Source organism: Imperialibacter roseus (assembly GCF_032999765.1).
GTDB classification, from domain to species: Bacteria; Bacteroidota; Bacteroidia; order Cytophagales; family Cyclobacteriaceae; genus Imperialibacter; species Imperialibacter roseus.
The window spans coordinates 5,290,745-5,309,312 of the sequence record NZ_CP136051.1; the positions used below are offsets into that span (position 1 = coordinate 5,290,745).

Sequence of the window (18,568 nt, forward strand, 5' to 3'; positions counted from 1 at the left end):
TTAATGTTTTAGTTAAAATCGGTGATCTCCACCACTGAATTCGGGCGGATTTGCAGCAAACCTGAAGTGATCACAGTGTCGCCTTCCTTAATGCCCTCAATTATTTCTATGCTGTTAGCAGTACGTATACCAATGGTAACTGGCTGCTCAACCACCTTTCCTCCTCTTTCAAGGAACACCTTATGCCCAGCAAGGTCATTCACGACCGCTATAGACGGCACCATTAACGCATTGTCTTTGTGGTTCAATACTACCTCCACCCTTGTAAACAACCCGGGAAACAGTTCTCCTTTGGAGTTGTCGCTGGTTGCCCTGATCCTCATGGTTCTGGTAGCCTGGTCAATTTGTGGCTCAACAGCGTAAACCGTACCCTGATATGTCTTCTCAGAAGCGTCGGTTGTGAAGAAAATGGGGTCGCCGTCATTTATCACTGTTCCATACTTTCCGGGAATGGAGAACTCTACCTTGATAGGGTTGATGTTTATTAAACTTGCAATTCGGGAACTTGAGTTGATGAAAGCTCCATCGCTAATGTACCTCAAGCCAATGGTACCATTGAAAGGTGCCCTGATCTTGCTTTTTGCAATTTGAGCTTCCAATACTTTTATGTCGGCGGAGGCGGTATTTAACTCTGTCAATGCCACGTCATATTCCTCCTGACTAATCGCTTCCTTTTCAAGCAGCTGACGCTGGCGATATTCGCTGGTCTCTCTCAGCTTCTTCGAGAATTTCAACTTCTCCAACTGGGCCTCCTGGTCTTCGGTATTTAAGGTCAGCAGCAGGTCTCCCTTTTTTACCCGGGATCCCTCTTTGAAATAAATTTTTTGCACTACACCCGACACCTCAGAGGCAATCTCAACGGCCTCGTTAGCAATAAGCGCACCTGTAATAATCAGTTTGTCATCAAGCGGCTCTGGCTTGATGATGGTGGCTGTAACTGGCAGGGATCCTCCTGAAGATCGTGTCTCAGCCTGAGCGACCTCCTCTCCCTTTGAAATAAAATGAAACTTGCGGTCGGCCAGGTAGACTAAAACAACCAATACCATTACATAAAATAGTACCCTTCTTACAGTTTTCTTCATACGTTTGGTTGATAGAATGATCCGTTAGGGCGGATTTCTATTTTTTCGGAAATGACAAAATTACACCCAAAAAACGGGGTGCATTACAATTTGTTCATTGTTTGTGGCAAACGGGTTGAAGGGTAAATAAATGGCTTTAAAGCGTAACTAAATTGTAACCGCTTATGGATGGCCCCTTGAAAAGTGGAAAGGTCTGTTTGCCTCTTCGAGAAACATGCAAAACTGAGTTGAGTAGAACGGTTACTGACAAACTCAAAGAAATCTCTTTTGGCCACTCCATTTTTCAACAGCCGTGAAGACAAAAAAAGAGGCTCTGGCGAGCCTCTTTTCTGTATCAAATTATGAAGTAAATTATTTGAAAATATATCTAACACCAACCTGCATCTGCCAAATCGAGCTTTGAGCTCCATCGACATCATAGTTCCATGGCTCATAATCTTTCCCCTTACGGTAAGTGAATTGAGGAGTGGTGTTGTCGGCATTAAACCTCTCAAACCTTAGAATTTCAGCACTTTGGAAATTTCCCCCTTCAATTACCGTCCATCTCTTACCCCAGTCCTTGTTAAGCAGGTTAGTAAGGTTAAAGATATCAAGAGAAATTTGCAATGTATTGCGCTTACCTGACGCAGTCTGAATATAGAAATCCTGTAGGAATCTGAAATCCAGCACCCCTTCGAACGGAGACCTGCTTTGGTTTCTGTCAGCATACTCGCCTCTGTGGTCGCTTAGATACTTATCGGATTTGATAAAAGCGTCAAGATCGCTCCACTGCTGAGCTGCAGTTACAGTTGTGCCTCCCGAAGTATAGTCAACAAGGTTGATATCACTTTGAGTAGCTGGGATATAAATCAAACTTCTCTCACGAGAGTCTTCATTGGTAAGGCTACCACCATCATCGTAAATGTAAGAATAAACCCTTCCAGACTGGCCATTGTAGAACAATGAGATTTGAGAAGCGCCGAATCCAAAGTATTCTTTTCTGTAAGATACCTGAGCTATTACCCTTGAGCCCATGGAGAAATCAGATCTCATGGCCTCGTCGAATGTGTTACGGCCGTTTACAGAATGAAGACCTCTCCATTGCGAAGAGTTCTGAGAAGATGTCCCGTCGTACACAGAGAACGCATCGTTGTAAGTGTAAGACAAGGTAGTGGTAAACCCATTAGAGAATGGCTTAGTAACGCTGGCAGCCAAGTTATAAGTATATCCTTTGTTGGTGTTGCTTCCAAGGTATATGCCAGTATAGGTACCATCAATGGGATCTCTTCTGTTATAAATAAATCTGTTGTCAGGAGTCCCGGTCAACCGTGTTGTAGAAGGTTTGATCTCAAGGTTTTCGTAGAAGACATTGTTAAGAAACTTAGAGAACAGCGCTTCAAATGAACCAACCATTCCCCAAGGAAGCTTTTGGTCAATACCCACGTTAACTTTGAACACCTGGGGAAGTTTGAAGTCCGACGCAAAAAGGTCGATCTGACCTGAAGGAGACCCCTGCCCAGGAGCAACATTACGAGGTTGTTCATCCCAATTTGGATTGAAAGGCACATTGAAGCCTCTGTCGCCTCCAACTGTCAAGCCATTATTGTTGTAAGCGCCACCTGGCCATACCAAAGGAATGCGGCTGTTGAAGATACCAGCTCCACCCCTAATTTGAGTTGACTTGTCTCCAGTAACATCATAATTGAAACCAAAGCGTGGAGCGAACAACACTGAAGCCCCAATAAACTCACCAGTTTTTGCGCCTTTCAAATCATACCCTTGCGCCTCAATTAAACCTACAGTAGAAGTATTAAATGCACTATTCTCCAAAGTGTTGTCATTAAATATAGGCACATCAACTCTTAGTCCCAGCGTCAATTTCAGCCTATCGCTGGCCTGGAATTCATCTTGGGCATAAAAGCCAAGTTGCATTCCTTTGAACTCAGCGGCACCAGCAGATCCGTCGCCAACAACATCATCAACCAATGAATAGCTGACGTCAAACTGCCTTGCGTTCAAATCATTCATAAAACCTGAAAGGCTATCGTATTGATACGCCCCGAAAGCCTGGCGAACGAATAGGTTATAAGTCTTGTAGAATTCGTTGTGTGTGCCAATTGTGAAAGTGTGCTTTCCTTTGAAGATTTGGAAGTTGTCTGTCACAGTAATTACATCTTGCTTCAACTGATTGGCTGTAGAGAATTGCTCGCTACCAAACTGGATAAACCCTGCTCCATCTCTTATGCCTACATAAGGGAACGGATCACCTGAGGGGTCTCTATCGTCGTTAACGAAAGTGGCACCAATAGTCAGGTGATTTGACATGTTTCCTCCAAAATTACTTTTCAGCTCCAGTGCTGAGGAGTTGGTGGTTGACGGGAAAAACACAGAGCCGTTTTGGAAGTTTATAGTCGTGGCATTTGACTGGTTTGCTTGCAAATTATCGGCCTGAACGTAAGAATGCCTCACAGAAAGCTTATGGTTCTTACTCAAGTTCCAATCAATTTTAGCAAGGATTTTGTTGCCATTAAGCGTTGCAGCATTGTTGGTGTAAGTGCCTGGATCATAGCCGTAGTCATTCTTGAGCTTGTTTACAAGCGCTTGAATATCAGCAGAGGATGCGTCCCCGCTATAAGTTCCAATAATTGGCCTTGGCGTTTCGTCTCTTTGCAGTTCGGCATTTGCAAAAAAGAATATTTTATTCTTGACGATTGGGCCGCCTACACGGAATCCCATAGTCTTAGCTGAAAAATCATCAAGTTTTTCTCTTTCGGCAGATTCGTCCTTAGTGGGTATCTTTCCAGCAAAGTTTTGGTTTCTGAAGAAATAGTAAGCCGACCCCTCAAACTCGTTGGTTCCGCTTCTGGTGACCGCATTTATCGATCCCCCAGCAAAGCCTGACTGTGTAACATCGAATGGTGCCACCGATACCTGAAACTGCTCAATGGCATCTATTGAAATGGGAGAAACACCTGTTTGGCCTCCGTTGGTACCACTTGAAGCAAGACCAAATACATCATTGTTCACAGCACCATCTATGTAGATAGCATTGTAGCGATTATTCATTCCTGCAATCTCGATTGCATCACCCTGGGTATTAACCAGCGGATTGAGTCTTGTGAAATCCACAAGAGATCTGGAAACTGTAGGCAATTCATTTATCGACTCCTCATCAATAATCGTCGACTGGCCTGTTTTGTTGCCGTCGAACACATCATTGGCACTGGCGATGATCTCCACGCCTTCGAGTTGCGTGCTTTCTTCCTCCAAAACCGCCTTGATTCTGAAAGTTTGTCCCAGCGTAAGGAATACGCCAGACTGCTGGTAGGGCTTGTAGCCTACAAATGAAATGGTCACGGTGTAAGGTCCGCCTACCTGCATTCCAGAAATACGGAAGTAGCCTTCCACATCTGAAACATTACCATACTGCGATCCAGTAGGTGTATGCACAGCAAGAACAGTAGCACCCGGCAGGGCACTTCCATTTGCATCTACTACCTGCCCGTTAAGTGCAGAAGTGGTGGTGCCTTGCCCAAATACCGTCGAAAACGAAGCCGTAATCAACAGTGTAAGAGCCAATTGTAAAATTCGCCTCATAATTTGTTTTTTTGGTTGTTAAATAAATTTTACGGTCGATAAAATATGGTGCAAAGCTAAAGGATACTTGTTTTCAGACCAGCATGAAAAGGTTAACTTTTCGATATGAATGAAATTAAATTTTAACGAAAGATTAATTCCAAAACGCCTTGTTAAACAATGCTTTAGATTCCAATTATTCTTTTGATCAGATCAGTTTCTTTAATATAAAAACCTGCTATAAAGTGGTGTTGCCAAAGATAAATTGACCCGAACCCTCTGGCCGGTCAACTTAAGTCAAGAATTTCTACATTCACGGCGCATAGCCAGACCGCTATTGCCGACTGAAAAATTAAGGGGATGTTAATTAATTGTTAAGATAAGGTGCGGAAAATAAAATAGCAAAACAGTCAGGAACCGTTTTAGCGTTATCCATTTTTTCGTGTTCTAATTCTACTTTTTTGGTGCAGTAAAAATTCAAAAGCTTATATTTGTGCCCATATGGAGTTGACAGATCACCGCTTTTTCCCCTACGACAAAAACCTTATATTAAAGCAAGCCCAGGCCCATCTGGAAGCCGATCTTCTCACGGAGCTGATATCAATTTCAAAAAGTGCCTATCAGCAGGTTTATAACCCGTTGGGGCTCAACGATGACACCTCGCTGCGTATTGAAAGCTACGAAAAAAATCAGCTCATCTATCTCCACACATTCTACACTTCTCTATGTGGAATCTACAGGTACAAATTTGGCAACAACCAACTTGAGCTCATTTGGGATGGCAGCAGCCACTTCGAAAAGTATTCCAGAGAATGGACTGAGCGCTTTGTGATTTGGTGCACTGAATTTGGGCAAAACCCACAGTTTCTTAAAGCTGTGCTGGCCGCCACTGTTTTTTGCAAAAACAGGAGACAGGGGGAGCTTGCAGAAAACCGGCTGAGGGTGTTTTTAAATAGCCAATTTGAAGTGCGGGTGCACAAACTACGTGGCATAGTGCCCATGAAAGTAGCCTAGTGCCGGATCAAAAATACGTTATGATGCTTCAAGTCAACCTCCGTGCGTTCTATACTGTCAACTTTGGCGTGCAGAGGCCCCTTTTTGCACCAGGCCATTAAATCAATCAATTTGTCCTTGGTGCCTTCGGCTTCTATCAATACGCTTCCGTCCAACTCATTCTTCACCCATCCTTTCACGCCCAATTCGTCGGCCACGGTTTTAGTGCTGGCTCTGTAAAAGACACCCTGTACTTTGCCCACCACACGTATTTGATAACAGACCATCTGACTATTGCCGGTTTAGGATTGAAAAATGAAAATTCCAATTCAAAAATCAAACAGCCTTATGCAAATAAATGAGAAGGAATTTCAGGAGGGGTTTGAAAGCTGGCTGACAATAGCCACCCCGGACGAAGTGCCAATCCGGTCGGCGCCTGCATTGATCAGCTCCAGCGTTTGAGCCAAAGTTTTGATACCGCCCGACGCCTTAATGCCCACATGCGATGGCAATATTTCTCTGAGTAGCTTGATATGCTCAGCCTTTGCCCCAGCGCCTGCAAAGCCGGTGCTGGTTTTAACATAGTCGGCGCCAGCATCTTTGGCAATAGTTGCAGCCTTCACTATTTCCTCGTCGGTGAGGTAGGCCGTTTCAATGATCACCTTCAGTATGGCCTCTTGCTCATGAGCCAGCTTCGTCACTTTGGCCAAATCAATTTTGAACCAGGGGTGGTTCATTTTGAAAGCAGAAATGTTCATTACCATGTCTATTTCTGTGGCCCCGTCCCTCAACGCCAGCCTGGCCTCTTCGAGTTTAGTTTCAGTCATCTGGTAGCCCAGCGGAAAGCCCACAACCGTTACGAGCTGAATATCGGCGGAGCCTATTTCCCGCTGCGCTCTTTTCACCCAAAAGGGCGGCACACATACTCCACAGAAGCCATGGGTTTTTGCTTCCGACACCAATTGGTCAATGTCTTTGTCGGACAGTGTCGGGCGTAAAAGTGTATGCTCAATGCACCTGGCTATGTGCTGCATGGGCTATCATCAGAACTGGAATATTTTAGAGCAATATAATTAATGGACAATTCCGCATTCCTTGCAAAATTTACGTTTGCCTAGGGGCCTTTTCTTAGGCGGCTTCTTGTGTCCGAAGTAGGACTGATCGGAATACTGAGGCTTTTCCATCTCCTTGGAAGCTTTTTTGTAGGCCTTGGCATTGTCCTTCATCCGCTGCTCATATTCTTCGATAAGCTGGTCCTTCTTGCTCTTCTTTTTCTTCTTTACCTTCTTTATCTTTTGAGTGGAGTTGTACTGCGAACCTTGCTTTTGGGCAGTATTTACTTCCCTTGACGATTGGGCGGAGGCCCCCCAGCTGAGAAAAAACAAAAAGACGATTACACCAAAATACTTCATACACCAAAGATTATAATTATACATAACACTGCCTAATTAACGGGCTATGTTTGAATATATTACCCTCAAATCTCAGGCGGCTTTGTCATCAGAAATAGCAGTGGCATCCATGAGTGTAGCTGCGGATGCTATCTCGAAGTTATGAACTATTTTGGTCATGATACGATGCAAATGCACATAGTCTCCTTCATTCAGTCCTTCCCAACCCTGGTTTCGAAAGTCATCCACCACCGGTCTGAGTTGCGAAATAAGCGCCTCTCCCTCAGCAGTTAATCCAACGCTGAATTTCCTCCTGTCATTGGGGTCGGCTTTTCTCACCACAAGGCCCTTTTGGCCAAGCAGGTCTATGATACGGGTGACAGTCGGGGGGTCTTTGTAAACCGCTTCCACAACCGCTACCTGCGACTTGGGGCCTTCCGATAGTTGATCGAGAACTACCCACTGGTCAACCGTTAAGTCTGCTCCCGAGAGCTGCAATTTTCGCTGCAATGCTTGCTTTATTTGGCGGGAGGCTACTTCAATAAGAAATCCATATTTATTCTGCATGTGTCGGCAATTGTAGGGGAACTACAATGTCCCCCTTAGCTCTTGTTCTCGCTCTATAGCTTCAAATAATGCCTTGAAGTTTCCTTTTCCAAACGACCTGGCCCCTTTTCTTTGGATGATCTCAAAAAACATAGTCGGCCGAGGCTCCACAGGCTTGGTGAATATCTGCAATAAATAGCCCTCATCGTCTCTGTCGACAAGGATCCCGAGTTTCTTCAAAGGTTCCAAATCTTCATCAATATGGCCTACCCTGTCGAGCAGGTCGTCGTAGTAGGTAGTAGGCACATTTAGAAACTCGACTCCTCTGTTCTGAAGCTGAGTAACCGTTTCAATGATATCATCAGTGGCTACGGCTATGTGCTGAATGCCTGACCCGTTATAGAAATCCAGGTACTCCTCCACCTGCGATTTTTTCGCACCGTCGGCTGGCTCATTGATCGGGAACTTTACCCTTCCATTGCCATTGCTCATTACTTTGCTCATCAGCGCAGTGTATTCTGTAGAAATGTCCTTGTCATCGAAAGACACCAGCTGAGCAAATCCCATCACGTTGGCATAAAAATCGACCCACTGATTCATTTCCCCCCAGCCTACATTGCCCACCATGTGATCAACATATTTTAAGCCAATGGGTTTAGGGTTGTAGCTGCTCTTCCATGGCTTAAAGCCCGGCAGAAAAACGCCAGAATAGTTTTTCCTTTCCACAAAAATGTGAACAGTGTCTCCATAAGTATAAATGCCTGAGCGAACCACCTCGCCATTTTCGTCCTTTTCAACTTGCGGCTCCATGAATGGCTTTGCTCCCCTTGCCGTTGTTTCTTCGAAAGCTTTAGCTGCGTCTTCCACCCAAAGTGCTACCACCTTCACGCCATCTCCATGCTTATCAATGTGTCTGCCGATTTCGGTATCTGCCCTTAAGGGGGTTGTCAGCACCAGGCGTATTTTGTCCTGCACCAGCACATAGGAAGTCCTGTCCTTCACACCTGTCTCCAGCCCGCAAAAAGCCAGCGACTGAAAGCCAAAGGCAGTTTTGTAATAGTGAGCTGCCTGCAAAGCATTACCAACATAAAGCTCCAGATAGTCGGTGCCCAAAAGTGGCAAAAAGTCCTCCGGTGCCTCAATGGTGTTTTGATGAGAATGATCTAAAATGTTCATAATGGGTATATTGTTGTTATACTAACTATTAGTAATATAACAAAAATAATCTTTTGCACCGAAGTTTCAAAACGGCTAAGTTCACACTCTCTAAATACCGTTCCTATAAGCTGTTATGCCCCGGCCTTTCAATCTTTCGTAATTAGTTATGCTATAAAATCTATCTCATGAAGAAACTCTTACTTACCGTTGCCTCTGGTCTCTTTGTTTTCTCGCAAGCTTCGGCACAAAAAGTGGATACGGAAATGATCATGGACTGGGAGAAATATGATCCCCCATCAACACTTGTGGTGCCGGAACACCCGTTGACAAAATCGAAGTATCCATTTGTTGATGTCCACAATCACCAATTCAGGATGAATCAACAGGATCTTGCTCCTTTGGTGAAGGAAATGGACGACCTGAACATGGGCGTGATGGTCAATTTGAGTGGAAGAGGTCGGGGAAGCCGGGGCTACCTGCTGGAAGTGCTGGACAACGTAAAGAAAAACTCGCCCAGCAGGTTCATTATCTTCACCAACCTTGATTTCACAGGCATCGACGACCCTGAATGGGGCAAAAAAGCTGCGGCTTCTCTTGAAGAAGATGTGAAAGCGGGTGCTAATGGGTTGAAAATTTACAAAAGCCTGGGTTTCAGCGTGACTGATGGTTCCGGAAAAAGAGTAGCTGTAGACGACCCAAGGATCGACCCGGTTTGGGCGAAATGTGGTGAGCTGGGAATACCCGTGCTGATCCACTCTGCCGATCCAAAGTCGTTCTGGGACGACTATGATGAAAATAACGAGCGGTGGCTTGAGTTAAAAACACACCCGAACCGTAAGCGCTCGGCTACTGACCCGGTTCCCTGGGAGCAAATTATTCAGGAGCAACACAATGTTTTCAAAAAGCACAAGAAGACGATCTTCATCAATGCTCACTTTGGCTGGTACGCCAACGACCTGGCGACCCTTGGCAAGCTGCTGGATGAAATGCCTAATATGTATACCGAAATCGGTGCCATCATCGCTGAGCTAGGCAGGCAGCCAAGAGCGGCCAAAGCATTTTTCACCAAGTATCAGGACAGAATTTTATTTGGCAAAGACGCTTACAACCCTGAAGAATACTACACTTACTTCAGAGTGCTGGAAACCGCCGATGAGTACTTTCCTTACTACAAAAGGTACCATGCTTTCTGGAGAATGTATGGGCTAGATTTGCCGGATGAGGTGCTAAAGAAAGTGTACTATAAGAACGCTCTCAAAATCATTCCTAATATTGATAAGAGTGTGTTTCCTAAGTGATCGAGACAATTTTTCCGGGTGAACATTCGGATGGATGTTCACCCTTCTTGCTAAAAGTACGGCCCCTCTTCAAAAAGAATCTTCAATCCCGGCTTGTTCTTTCTAAGTGCTTCGACCACCTGTGGCGTGCACTTGGTGCCAAGCAAATACACTTCTTTCAGGCTTGGGAACTTCAATAGGTCCAATGCAACCTTGTCGTCAACTTTAGTGAAAGAGAGGTTGAGTGTTTCAAGGTTCGGCATTTGCATCAGGTAGATAAATCCTGACCCATCAATATTTGTTTTCTGGAGGTAGAGCTTTTTTACATTAGTCATTTGGCTGATGTGGTATAGCCCATCGTCATTTATACTGCTGGAGACGATTGAAAGTCGGCTAAAAGCGTCATTGTAAGGCGCCAGCTCACGGAACTGATCATTATTGAAAGGCGCAGGTGGAAATTTTACCCTCAGGCTAAAAAGACCTGGTTCCAGGCTGTCTGGTTCTATGGCCAGGTTAAGTTTTTTGCCCACGGCTTCCAACTCATTAGTTACCTCTTTCAATTTCAATTCGGCCATAGCCTGCTTGCGCCGGTACCTGGCCAGCTGTGGAAGCAGTTCATTGGTTACGCTGGCAATCTCGGGTTGTGCCTGTAACGCTGTCACTTTCTGCTCCGGAGAGGCCCCAGAAGTAATCCAGTATTTAAGCAATTCAATTTCCTGCTCGCTCATGGGTGACTGCCCTTCCGGAGGCATTACGTCATCGTGGTCAGCTGGAAGGGTCACTCTGTTGAAGAGCTCGCTCTGATCCAAATCTTCAGGCGTAATGAGTGCAAGCCCACTGTCGCCTCCTTTCGTAATACTTTGCAGGGAGCTCATAATGAGTCCCCCTTTTGATCGGGACTGATTGTGGCAGCTCATGCATTTGGCCTGGAAGATTGGGCTAATCATGTCGTCGTACACCAGCATCTCTTCTACTGTCTTACTACCTGCTGGTTCATCCTGAAAAATAAGGGGAACGTACTCGGTGAGATAGTCCTTGCCATGTGTGATGGAGCCACCGATATGCCCTGTGAAGCCTATGGATAGATTCGTAAGCACCAGGAGGCCAATATAGAATGGGTAGACCGGTTGAAAGCGCTGAGACAATAAATACAGCCCGGTTACAAAAAAAACGCCTGCCCCGCTCACAGTAGCTCCCCAAAAATGCTGCTCCATGAGCTCTCCCGAATACTCTCCGCCAACAAAAAGGAAATAGCCAGCCAAAATAGCAATCAATGCCGTGAAAGCGGAGGCTGCAAGCAACGATAACTGAAGGCCAGTGGCATTGGGAACGAATTTGAACTTAATAGCCAGCTCCAGCATCAAAGCCAGGATAATAAGGACAATTGGAAAATGCAGCACCAGAGGATGGAACCTCCCCAGCATCAAAAAGATAACTGGCGCCTCAATTTTGCCAATAAATGGCAATCCCAAAACAAGAACTCCGATAACAAACGAACAAACAACCAGCGCCGGATGCTTAACTAATGCTTCTACTCTCAAATGCCAAACTAATTATAGGGTCTTGTTAACTATGCCAGTATGTTTGCCAATTTGCCGGTGCTGTCGGCAAAGCTGGTCTTTTCAATGTTCAGTGCCTCCAGCATGGTCACATAAAGATTGGCCAAAGGGGTTTCTTTTTCATAGATCAGGTTTTGCCCTGGTTTAATTCTTCCCCCAGCCCTGCCAGCCAAAAGCACGGGCAGGTTGCGGGGTGAGTGTCGGTTGCCGTCCCGCAGGTCAGAACTGAACATGATCATGGAGTTGTCGAACACATTGCTTTCACCTTCCTTCATCGATTTCAGCTTTTCAATGAAGTAGGCGTACTGCTCCATGTGCCACTGGGTGATCTTGACATATTGCGCCAGCTTCTTCTCATCGTCCATATGGTGGGAAATGGAATGGTGGCCGTCGTTTACGCCAGGGAGGAAGGAGAAATTACGGTTGCTCACCGAGTTGCCAAACAAAAAGGTGCTTACCCGGGAAGCGTCGCTCCAGAAGGCCAGCGCCATGATGTCCAGCATCATGCGGGTCTTTTCTGTCACGTCCACTCCGCTGCGCACCTCCGCATATTCTTCAATGTTCTGGTTCAGGCGAATCAGTTCCTTTTTAACGTCGCCGGTCAGGTTGGCCGCAAACTTTTCCTGATTAGCTCCGTCGGAAATTCTTTTCTCCAGACTGTAAACAGAGTCAAGGTATTCCGTCAGTTTATCCTGGTCTGACCTGCCAAGGTTTCTCTTGAGGCTTTTCGCATCATCCAGCACGGCGTCGAGCACACTTTGCTTCCACGGATCGTTTTTAATTTTCGCCCCGGGAACATACCTCCCAAATAATCTGTCGAATGCCATCTTTGGATCGATCTCCTTGGTTAGCGGTTGCGTTGCTGTTTTCCAGGAGATACTTGAGGCGTACAATCTCGTCAGCCCCACGTTGATGTCCACGCCGGTAGCAATGCGATCCAGGCCGTATTCTAACGAAGGAAACAATGTATCTCCGCCTACGTGATTGGCGATGACCTGGTCGATAGAAACGCCTCCGCTGTTGATATTGTCACCAGTAGTCTGCCGGATTCTGGTAGAAGTAAGAAGATTGGCAGTTTTGGTGTAGTGACCGTCTGCCGTTCTAAGCGAATTCATATTCATCAGCTCTCCCAGCACGAGAAAATCATCTTGCAGGTGCTTGAGTGGCAGCAGCTGTTGGGTAAACTCATAACCCCGGCCAACAGCAGCCGGCGTCCAGTGGTGAGGGTGCACGCCGTTTGGCATCACAATAAAGGCTGTTCTCAACGGGGACTTAGACGGAACCGGGGAGCTCATGCCAGGTAGCGCCATGGCGTCGAGAAAAGGTAAGGCCATGCAGGCACCCACCCCTTTTAGCATTCGTCTTCTGGATATTTGCCACTTCTTGCTCATAATACTTCATTTATCTTGTCCCTGAAATCATTGATTTTCATTCTGAACGGGTAGCTTTTCACCAATTCGACAATAAATGGATCAGGATTAAAATTATTTTCCAATAGAGCTGTTTCCAGCTTTCGAAGTGCTGGCTCGTCTGTAAAAATAGTGCCACGACCTAAAGCATACGAAAGCACTTTTGTCGCCAGGTTTCTCGCTATTTTTTCTTTTTCGTCCATCAGCAGCACCTTTAACTCAGCGGGCCCATTGAACTCTCTGCCGTCAGCCAAAGTACCTGAGGCATCAATAGCGGCCTTGCCGTAGCTGTCTCTCCACCGGCCCGTAGCATCAAAGTTCTCCAGGCCCAGGCCCAGCGGATCCATTTTTTGGTGGCAGCTAAAACATCCGGGACTTGAACGGTGCCTCTCCAGTAGTTTTCTAAGGCCCAGTTCACTATGCGCTCCTTCATCCTCCACCAGCTCAGCCACTTCTGGTGGCGGTGGTGGTGGGGAAATACCCATGATCTGTTCCATCACATATTTTCCTCTCAGCACAGGGCTTGTGCGCACAGGTAGTGAAGAAACGGTCAGCACACTGCCCATGCCCATTACCCCACCTCTGTTGGCATTAGCCAAAAGTACTTTTTTGTATTCATCAGTAAAGTTGCCCTCCACACCATAGAAATCGGCGAGCTTCTGGTTCAGAAACGTGTAATTGCTGTTGACCAGCTCCATCATGTTCTTGCTGTCAGTCAGCACATAGTAGAAGTATTCCACTGTTTCCCGGTAAAGCGCCTCCCGAAGCGGCATATCAAAGTCCGGAAACTTCTCAGGGTCTACGATGGGCTGCGTATCAAGTAACTTGTTGATGCCTAGCCACTGCGTGGAAAAGCTTTCTGCAAATCTCTTAGCCTTTGGATCGGCGAGCATGCGTTTCACCTGGCCTTCCAGCACAAGTGTATCTTGTAGCTTGCCCATGTAGGCCAGGCTGAATAACTCGTCGTCAGGCATACTTGACCACAAGAAATAAGAAAGCCTTGAGGCCATCTCAAAATCGCTGAGGTAATAGGGCTTACTGTTAGGCGGCTCCTCCTCTGTTCTGTATAGAAAATGAGGCGAAACCATCACCATCTTATACACCTGGGCAATACTCTGGTCAAACCTTTGCGGATTATCAAGCGTGTCCATCCCCTGGTACACCTGGGCGAACAAAGTGCTCAGCCTTTCTTTCTCGTCATCTTTCAAAAACCTCCGGTAGGCCTTGGTAGCAAAAGGGAAAATGGCTTTTTCCGCTGCCAATTGTGCATGTGTACTGCTACTATAGGAGTCGTCGAAAAGTGATTTTACCCACACAGTTAGCCTGGTCAACCATGAGGGGTCATACTCCTCCGGCGCTATGTTTCTCCACAATTGCTCGTTTTCCGCCACCCCTTGAAGGATAAGGTCTGCTGCGTCGTAGTACCTTTCCAGTTTCAGGGGCGTGATGAAAAGTGAGCCTCCCTGATTGTCGAAGCCACCACCACCGGAACCATCGGAGGGGAAATAGCTTCGGGCATCGAAATCGTAACCCGTCAAGTCTTTGACGGTGTATTGATATTCGGTATGGCTGAGTCGGCGAATAACGATTTGGCCTGGCACATGTTCTTTGAGCGAGTTTTGGAGAATGCCGTTGATGCCATCCACAAGCAAGCGGTAGTCTTCCTCGGAAAGAGGTGATTTCGACTTCGGTGGCATGGCCCGGCTCTCGATTTGCTCAAGTACCTTGAGCCAAAAGGCGCCGTCTTTGACTACCCTGGCTTTTTCCTTGTAGTTATCAAGGTTGACATTGGCCTTGGGCATGTTAGTATTGTGGCATTCTATACACTTCTGCACCAGCATAGGCCGAATCTCGGTATCGTAGTCAAATACCTCCTGCGCTGAGGCTTTTGTTACAAAAGCGCTCAGCAAAATGGTCAGGCAAAAGCATATAAATTGAGGGTGTTTCATAATTATTTTGCAGGTGTTGGCAGAAAATGTTCCCGCACAAATACTCAGCAAGCATCAATTTAGGAATTTTTCCCGCTGCAAACGATATAGATAAGAAGGAGGGCTAAAAAATTATGTGTTCGGAGGATTGAAGTGATTGCGAATAGGCTGGTCGTTAATATTCAACCACCGCCTCCACCCTTTTGGTTTCGAGGTAGTGGTAAATCAGGCGGTTCACCTCTCTATTTGGTTTCTTTGGTTGAATGCAGTCCCTGATCAGGTCAGGGCTATTGCCCAGCAAGTCGGCATCGGCGTAGCCAAAACCCCGGTAGTTGCCATTTTCTATACAAATAATCGTCTTCTCTTCCGTATGACGGCCTTTGTCAAATATAAAACAGTTGGGGTGTTTGAATTGCCAGGAACGCATGGCCAAAGTGGCTCTCTCGTTATAAACATCACTTTCCTCCTTGCCAACGCAAGCCCCTTGACATGACTGCAAGCTATAATCAAAGCAACCCCTCTCCGGCGTCATCTGCCTTTCCAGGCCAGCAATATGGGCGCACAACTGAAACCTCTTGACCAGTCGTCTTAGCACTTTCAACGATTCGTCCTCAGAGGAGCAAACAACAAAGGGCTCCGCTTTGCCATCAATCTTTCCCACGTTGAAATGGATATAGCCATCAATTTGAAGATCGGCAAAGAGGCCATAGCGATAGGAATTCCGCAACTGCATCCTGTTGTACATCGGCTGCACTTTTTTGATTTCCTCACTTTCCAGTAAAAGTGCGACCAGCTCATTGCCCGTCTCCTCAAAAGTGACAGACGCTGCCTTGTTTTTCAGCTCTCTGCCTTTCAGTCCAGCCGGTTTCTTCAGATGTTGAGTAACCCGGCTTCTGATATTCTTGCTTTTGCCTATGTAAATCACCTCACCGGCCTGGTTATGGAAGTAGTAGACGCCTGGGTTTTCTGGCAAACTGGAAATTTCCTCCCAGGTAAGAAACTCATTGACCTTGCCAATGCCCACACCGGCTTCCAAAAATTTGTTGAAAACTGCTCCCTTGTCTGCCTGAAGTAGAATCTCTATCAGCTTCACGGTGGCGAAGGCGTCACCCCCAGCCCTGTGCCGATTTTCTATTTCAATACCCAGGCTTTTGCAGAGGTTTCCCAGGCTATAGCTTGACTTTCCCGGCAATATCTTCCTGCTGAGCTTAACAGTGCAAAGTGTGTCCCGCTTAAACTCGTACCCCAGGCGCTTGAACTCATGCCTCACAAATCCATAATCGAAGTTGACATTGTGTGCGACAAATATTTTACCCTCGGTCACCTCCACAATCTTCTTGGCCACCTCAAAGAATCGGGGCGCATCTTCCACCATTTCATTGGTAATACCAGTGAGTTTGGTGATGAAGGGAGGGATATTGCATTCGGGGTTAATCAGCGTAGAAAATTCATCGACCACCTGCGTGCCATCATGCACATAAATGGCAATTTCCGTGATTTTGGAAAACTGCGCATTGCCCCCCGTTGTCTCAATGTCGATGATAGCGTACATACACTCAAATATGTGAAGTTTTTTTCGCTTTCTGAAGTTGCTTAAACGCCAATAAGTAACAAGCGGCTCAGGTACTGCATCCTAACTCAAGCAAAATTTTTCAACTGAGACATCGACCGGATCTATTTAAATCGTTTGCGTAACTTTTTTCAAAAGAACTGGAAACTTTCCGAAGTCTACTTCGTTTCTTTGCATAATAGTTCGTTTGAAACCGAACCAAATAAACTAAAGTTTTAGCACCCATGAACGAAAAGGCCAGAGTTGATTATGTTGAGAAAGTCGGAGTGTTCTTTGAGCAGAACGGATACCCTCCAGTGGCGGGAAGGCTCATTGGGTATCTGATGACTTCGAATGAGAAAGGTAGAACTTTCTATGAGATTCATCAGTTCGTCAATGCCAGCAAGAGCTCGGTAAGCAACGCCCTCAATAAGCTCGTAGAAAAGGGTTTAGTTAAGTATTTAACAATCTCCGGAGATAGAAAAAGATATTTCTTTCTTGACCTTAAGCCCTGGATCGGTCAAACAAAAGAGAGGGCAGAGTTCTTTTCCTCTTTTTCATCACTGATCAATGACTGCGTGTCCATCAGGGACGACAAGCAGTCTGAGTTTACTCAAGACTTGATGAAGCTGGAGGCCTTCCACAAGTACCTGGCTGCGGAGATGCCCAAGATTATTGACAAGTGGGAAAAAATGCATTCATAAAAATTTTATATAGTTAGTTCTTTTAAAAACGAACCAAACGAATCAAATGAAAGGAATAATAATATGTGTGGGGTTGGTAGCAGCAAGTTTGATTGCCAAACCAGTGCTGGCGCAAGAAGCTGCGTCGGATGGAAATTACAGCCTGCAGGAAATCCTTGGGCTGGCGCTTGAGCATCATGTAGAGATACGGAAAGCAGACCTCAGTATCCTGGAAGGCCAGCAAAAAGTAAGGGAGGTGAAGGCTCAAGCATTGCCGCAACTCAATGGCAACGCCAACCTGACTGACAACCTATTGTTGCCCGTGCTTATTTTGCCTGGCGAATTTACCGGCAACCCTGGTACTGTTTCACAGGTGCGAATAGGCACGCAGTATAATTTTGCTGCTTCCGCCTCCGCTTCTCAGCAAATCTTCAATCAGTCGGTGTTCACCGGACTTCAAGCCGCCAAGGCCAGCGAAGAATTTTATGAGCTGAGCAAGTCACTTACTGAGGAGCAAGTGATTGAGCAAGTGGCCTCGTTTTACTATCAGGTGCTGATCACCCAGCATCAGTTGGAGCAAATGGAAAGTACTTTGCAAAAATTGGAAGAAAATGTTCGGCTGGTAGCACTTCAGGTAGATGCGGGTTTTGTAAAGAAAACCGATTTGAGTCGCCTGAAGGTGAGTCAGACCAACCTGAAAACGCAGGCTCAAGGCATCAGCGATGGCCTGTCGCAACAAAAGAATTTACTAAAGTATTACACTGGCATTCCTCTTGAGCAGGATGTTAGTTTGGAAGGATTAAACCCAGCTGAGATGCCAGGTCAGGTTCAGTTAGCTGATGATTCGGAAGTAACTAACCTGACCTCCTACCGCCTGCTCGATGCACAGCAGCACCTGTACAGCCTGGAAGAAAAAAGCTTCAAGTCGGGCTACTTTCCTACCCTGGCACTGACAGCCCAGTACGCCTACAACGGCGTGGGCAACAACTTCGACTACTTCAAGTCGAAAGAAAACAGCACACTGAACTGGTACGACAATGCATCAATCGGGCTTCAGCTGAGCGTCCCCATTTTCGATGGGTTTAGAAAGGACGCCCAGATTCAGCAGTCAAAAATTCATCTGCTAAAAGTACAGGAAGACAAGAGGTCAACCGAAAAAATGTTGAGCCTGCAAAGGGCCAATGCTTTGAACACCATCAGAACAAGCAGAGAAAGCCTTCTGGCTCAGCAGGAAAACGTAGCCCTGGCGCAGGAAGTATACAACGAAGGCCAGCAGACTTATAGCGAGGGAGTCACTTCGTTGTCCGATTTGCTCGACGCAGAAACAGCACTCACAGACGCTCAGCTAGGCTATGCATCTGCCCTTTTGCAATACAGATTATCAGAACTCCAACTCCTTAAATCAGAGGGAAATATCAAATCATTAGTCAATCAATAA

The 18,568-nt window shown here is 46.1% G+C and carries 15 protein-coding genes; 4 read left to right on the forward strand and 11 right to left on the reverse strand.

Annotation, left to right across the window (positions count from 1 at the left end):
- Window positions 1-8: 8 nt before the first annotated feature.
- Both RT717_RS22315 and RT717_RS22320 read right to left on the reverse strand, forming a co-directional pair.
- Window positions 9-1,082 (reverse strand): efflux RND transporter periplasmic adaptor subunit, encoded by a 1,074-nt coding sequence (locus RT717_RS22315; protein ID WP_317488566.1) that lies wholly within the window; start codon window positions 1,080-1,082, stop codon window positions 9-11.
- A gap of 351 nt (window positions 1,083-1,433) precedes the next feature.
- A complete protein-coding gene (locus tag RT717_RS22320) occupies window positions 1,434-4,658 on the reverse strand; it encodes a TonB-dependent receptor (RefSeq protein ID WP_317488567.1) in 3,225 nt (1,074 codons plus the stop codon).
- Between the two features lie 480 nt (window positions 4,659-5,138).
- Between RT717_RS22320 and RT717_RS22325 the strand changes: the two genes are divergently transcribed.
- Window positions 5,139-5,651 (forward strand): hypothetical protein, encoded by a 513-nt coding sequence (locus RT717_RS22325; RefSeq protein WP_317488568.1) that lies wholly within the window; start codon window positions 5,139-5,141, stop codon window positions 5,649-5,651.
- Here the strand turns inward: RT717_RS22325 and RT717_RS22330 are convergent.
- The 5 genes from RT717_RS22330 to hppD form a co-directional block, all read right to left on the reverse strand.
- The gene (locus RT717_RS22330) at window positions 5,648-5,917 is read right to left on the reverse strand and encodes an acylphosphatase (protein WP_152000746.1); all 270 of its coding nucleotides are present in this window, start codon (window positions 5,915-5,917) and stop codon (window positions 5,648-5,650) included. The two genes, RT717_RS22325 and RT717_RS22330, sit on opposite strands and share 4 nt — an antisense overlap.
- A gap of 84 nt (window positions 5,918-6,001) precedes the next feature.
- Window positions 6,002-6,664 (reverse strand): deoxyribose-phosphate aldolase, encoded by a 663-nt coding sequence (gene deoC / locus RT717_RS22335; RefSeq protein ID WP_317488569.1) that lies wholly within the window; start codon window positions 6,662-6,664, stop codon window positions 6,002-6,004.
- A gap of 39 nt (window positions 6,665-6,703) precedes the next feature.
- A complete protein-coding gene (locus RT717_RS22340; RefSeq protein ID WP_317488570.1) occupies window positions 6,704-7,042 on the reverse strand; it encodes a hypothetical protein in 339 nt (112 codons plus the stop codon).
- 72 nt (window positions 7,043-7,114) lie between these two features.
- Window positions 7,115-7,588 (reverse strand): MarR family winged helix-turn-helix transcriptional regulator, encoded by a 474-nt coding sequence (locus RT717_RS22345; protein WP_317488571.1) that lies wholly within the window; start codon window positions 7,586-7,588, stop codon window positions 7,115-7,117.
- Between the two features lie 21 nt (window positions 7,589-7,609).
- Window positions 7,610-8,743: a 4-hydroxyphenylpyruvate dioxygenase gene (gene hppD / locus RT717_RS22350; protein WP_317488572.1), complete on the reverse strand. Its 1,134-nt coding sequence runs from the start codon at window positions 8,741-8,743 to the stop codon at window positions 7,610-7,612.
- 167 nt (window positions 8,744-8,910) lie between these two features.
- Here hppD and RT717_RS22355 point away from each other — a divergent pair, with 167 nt between their 5' ends.
- The gene (locus RT717_RS22355; RefSeq protein ID WP_317488573.1) at window positions 8,911-10,023 is read left to right on the forward strand and encodes an amidohydrolase family protein; all 1,113 of its coding nucleotides are present in this window, start codon (window positions 8,911-8,913) and stop codon (window positions 10,021-10,023) included.
- 50 nt (window positions 10,024-10,073) lie between these two features.
- Here RT717_RS22355 and RT717_RS22360 read toward each other — a convergent pair whose 3' ends face one another.
- From RT717_RS22360 to RT717_RS22375, 4 genes are all read right to left on the reverse strand, one after another.
- Complete coding sequence (locus tag RT717_RS22360) at window positions 10,074-11,543, reverse strand: c-type cytochrome domain-containing protein (RefSeq protein ID WP_317488574.1); 1,470 nt, start codon at window positions 11,541-11,543, stop codon at window positions 10,074-10,076.
- Window positions 11,544-11,572: 29 nt separating this feature from the next.
- On the reverse strand, window positions 11,573-12,952 hold the full coding sequence (locus RT717_RS22365) for a DUF1552 domain-containing protein (protein WP_317488575.1): 1,380 nt from the start codon (window positions 12,950-12,952) through the stop codon (window positions 11,573-11,575).
- The gene (locus RT717_RS22370; RefSeq protein ID WP_317488576.1) at window positions 12,949-14,919 is read right to left on the reverse strand and encodes a DUF1592 domain-containing protein; all 1,971 of its coding nucleotides are present in this window, start codon (window positions 14,917-14,919) and stop codon (window positions 12,949-12,951) included. The genes RT717_RS22365 and RT717_RS22370 overlap by 4 nt, the downstream gene beginning before the upstream one ends.
- A 154-nt stretch (window positions 14,920-15,073) precedes the next feature.
- Window positions 15,074-16,450: a 3'-5' exonuclease family protein gene (locus RT717_RS22375; RefSeq protein ID WP_317488577.1), complete on the reverse strand. Its 1,377-nt coding sequence runs from the start codon at window positions 16,448-16,450 to the stop codon at window positions 15,074-15,076.
- A 242-nt stretch (window positions 16,451-16,692) separates the two neighbouring features.
- Between RT717_RS22375 and RT717_RS22380 the strand changes: the two genes are divergently transcribed.
- A complete protein-coding gene (locus tag RT717_RS22380) occupies window positions 16,693-17,151 on the forward strand; it encodes a GbsR/MarR family transcriptional regulator (protein ID WP_152000758.1) in 459 nt (152 codons plus the stop codon).
- A gap of 46 nt (window positions 17,152-17,197) precedes the next feature.
- Window positions 17,198-18,568: a TolC family protein gene (locus tag RT717_RS22385; RefSeq protein ID WP_317488578.1), complete on the forward strand. Its 1,371-nt coding sequence runs from the start codon at window positions 17,198-17,200 to the stop codon at window positions 18,566-18,568.

What these genes read in the sequence shown, in the direction of transcription:
- RT717_RS22315 (WP_317488566.1), bottom strand. Translation starts at nt 1,082, where the DNA reads ATGAAGAAAACTGTAAGAAGGGTACTATTTTATGTAATGGTATTGGTT.
- RT717_RS22320 (WP_317488567.1), bottom strand. Translation starts at nt 4,658, where the DNA reads ATGAGGCGAATTTTACAATTGGCTCTTACACTGTTGATTACGGCTTCG.
- RT717_RS22325 (WP_317488568.1), top strand. Translation starts at nt 5,139, where the DNA reads ATGGAGTTGACAGATCACCGCTTTTTCCCCTACGACAAAAACCTTATA.
- RT717_RS22330 (WP_152000746.1), bottom strand. Translation starts at nt 5,917, where the DNA reads ATGGTCTGTTATCAAATACGTGTGGTGGGCAAAGTACAGGGTGTCTTT.
- deoC (WP_317488569.1), bottom strand. Translation starts at nt 6,664, where the DNA reads ATGCAGCACATAGCCAGGTGCATTGAGCATACACTTTTACGCCCGACA.
- RT717_RS22340 (WP_317488570.1), bottom strand. Translation starts at nt 7,042, where the DNA reads ATGAAGTATTTTGGTGTAATCGTCTTTTTGTTTTTTCTCAGCTGGGGG.
- RT717_RS22345 (WP_317488571.1), bottom strand. Translation starts at nt 7,588, where the DNA reads ATGCAGAATAAATATGGATTTCTTATTGAAGTAGCCTCCCGCCAAATA.
- hppD (WP_317488572.1), bottom strand. Translation starts at nt 8,743, where the DNA reads ATGAACATTTTAGATCATTCTCATCAAAACACCATTGAGGCACCGGAG.
- RT717_RS22355 (WP_317488573.1), top strand. Translation starts at nt 8,911, where the DNA reads ATGAAGAAACTCTTACTTACCGTTGCCTCTGGTCTCTTTGTTTTCTCG.
- RT717_RS22365 (WP_317488575.1), bottom strand. Translation starts at nt 12,952, where the DNA reads ATGAGCAAGAAGTGGCAAATATCCAGAAGACGAATGCTAAAAGGGGTG.
- RT717_RS22370 (WP_317488576.1), bottom strand. Translation starts at nt 14,919, where the DNA reads ATGAAACACCCTCAATTTATATGCTTTTGCCTGACCATTTTGCTGAGC.
- RT717_RS22375 (WP_317488577.1), bottom strand. Translation starts at nt 16,450, where the DNA reads ATGTACGCTATCATCGACATTGAGACAACGGGGGGCAATGCGCAGTTT.
- RT717_RS22380 (WP_152000758.1), top strand. Translation starts at nt 16,693, where the DNA reads ATGAACGAAAAGGCCAGAGTTGATTATGTTGAGAAAGTCGGAGTGTTC.
- RT717_RS22385 (WP_317488578.1), top strand. Translation starts at nt 17,198, where the DNA reads ATGAAAGGAATAATAATATGTGTGGGGTTGGTAGCAGCAAGTTTGATT.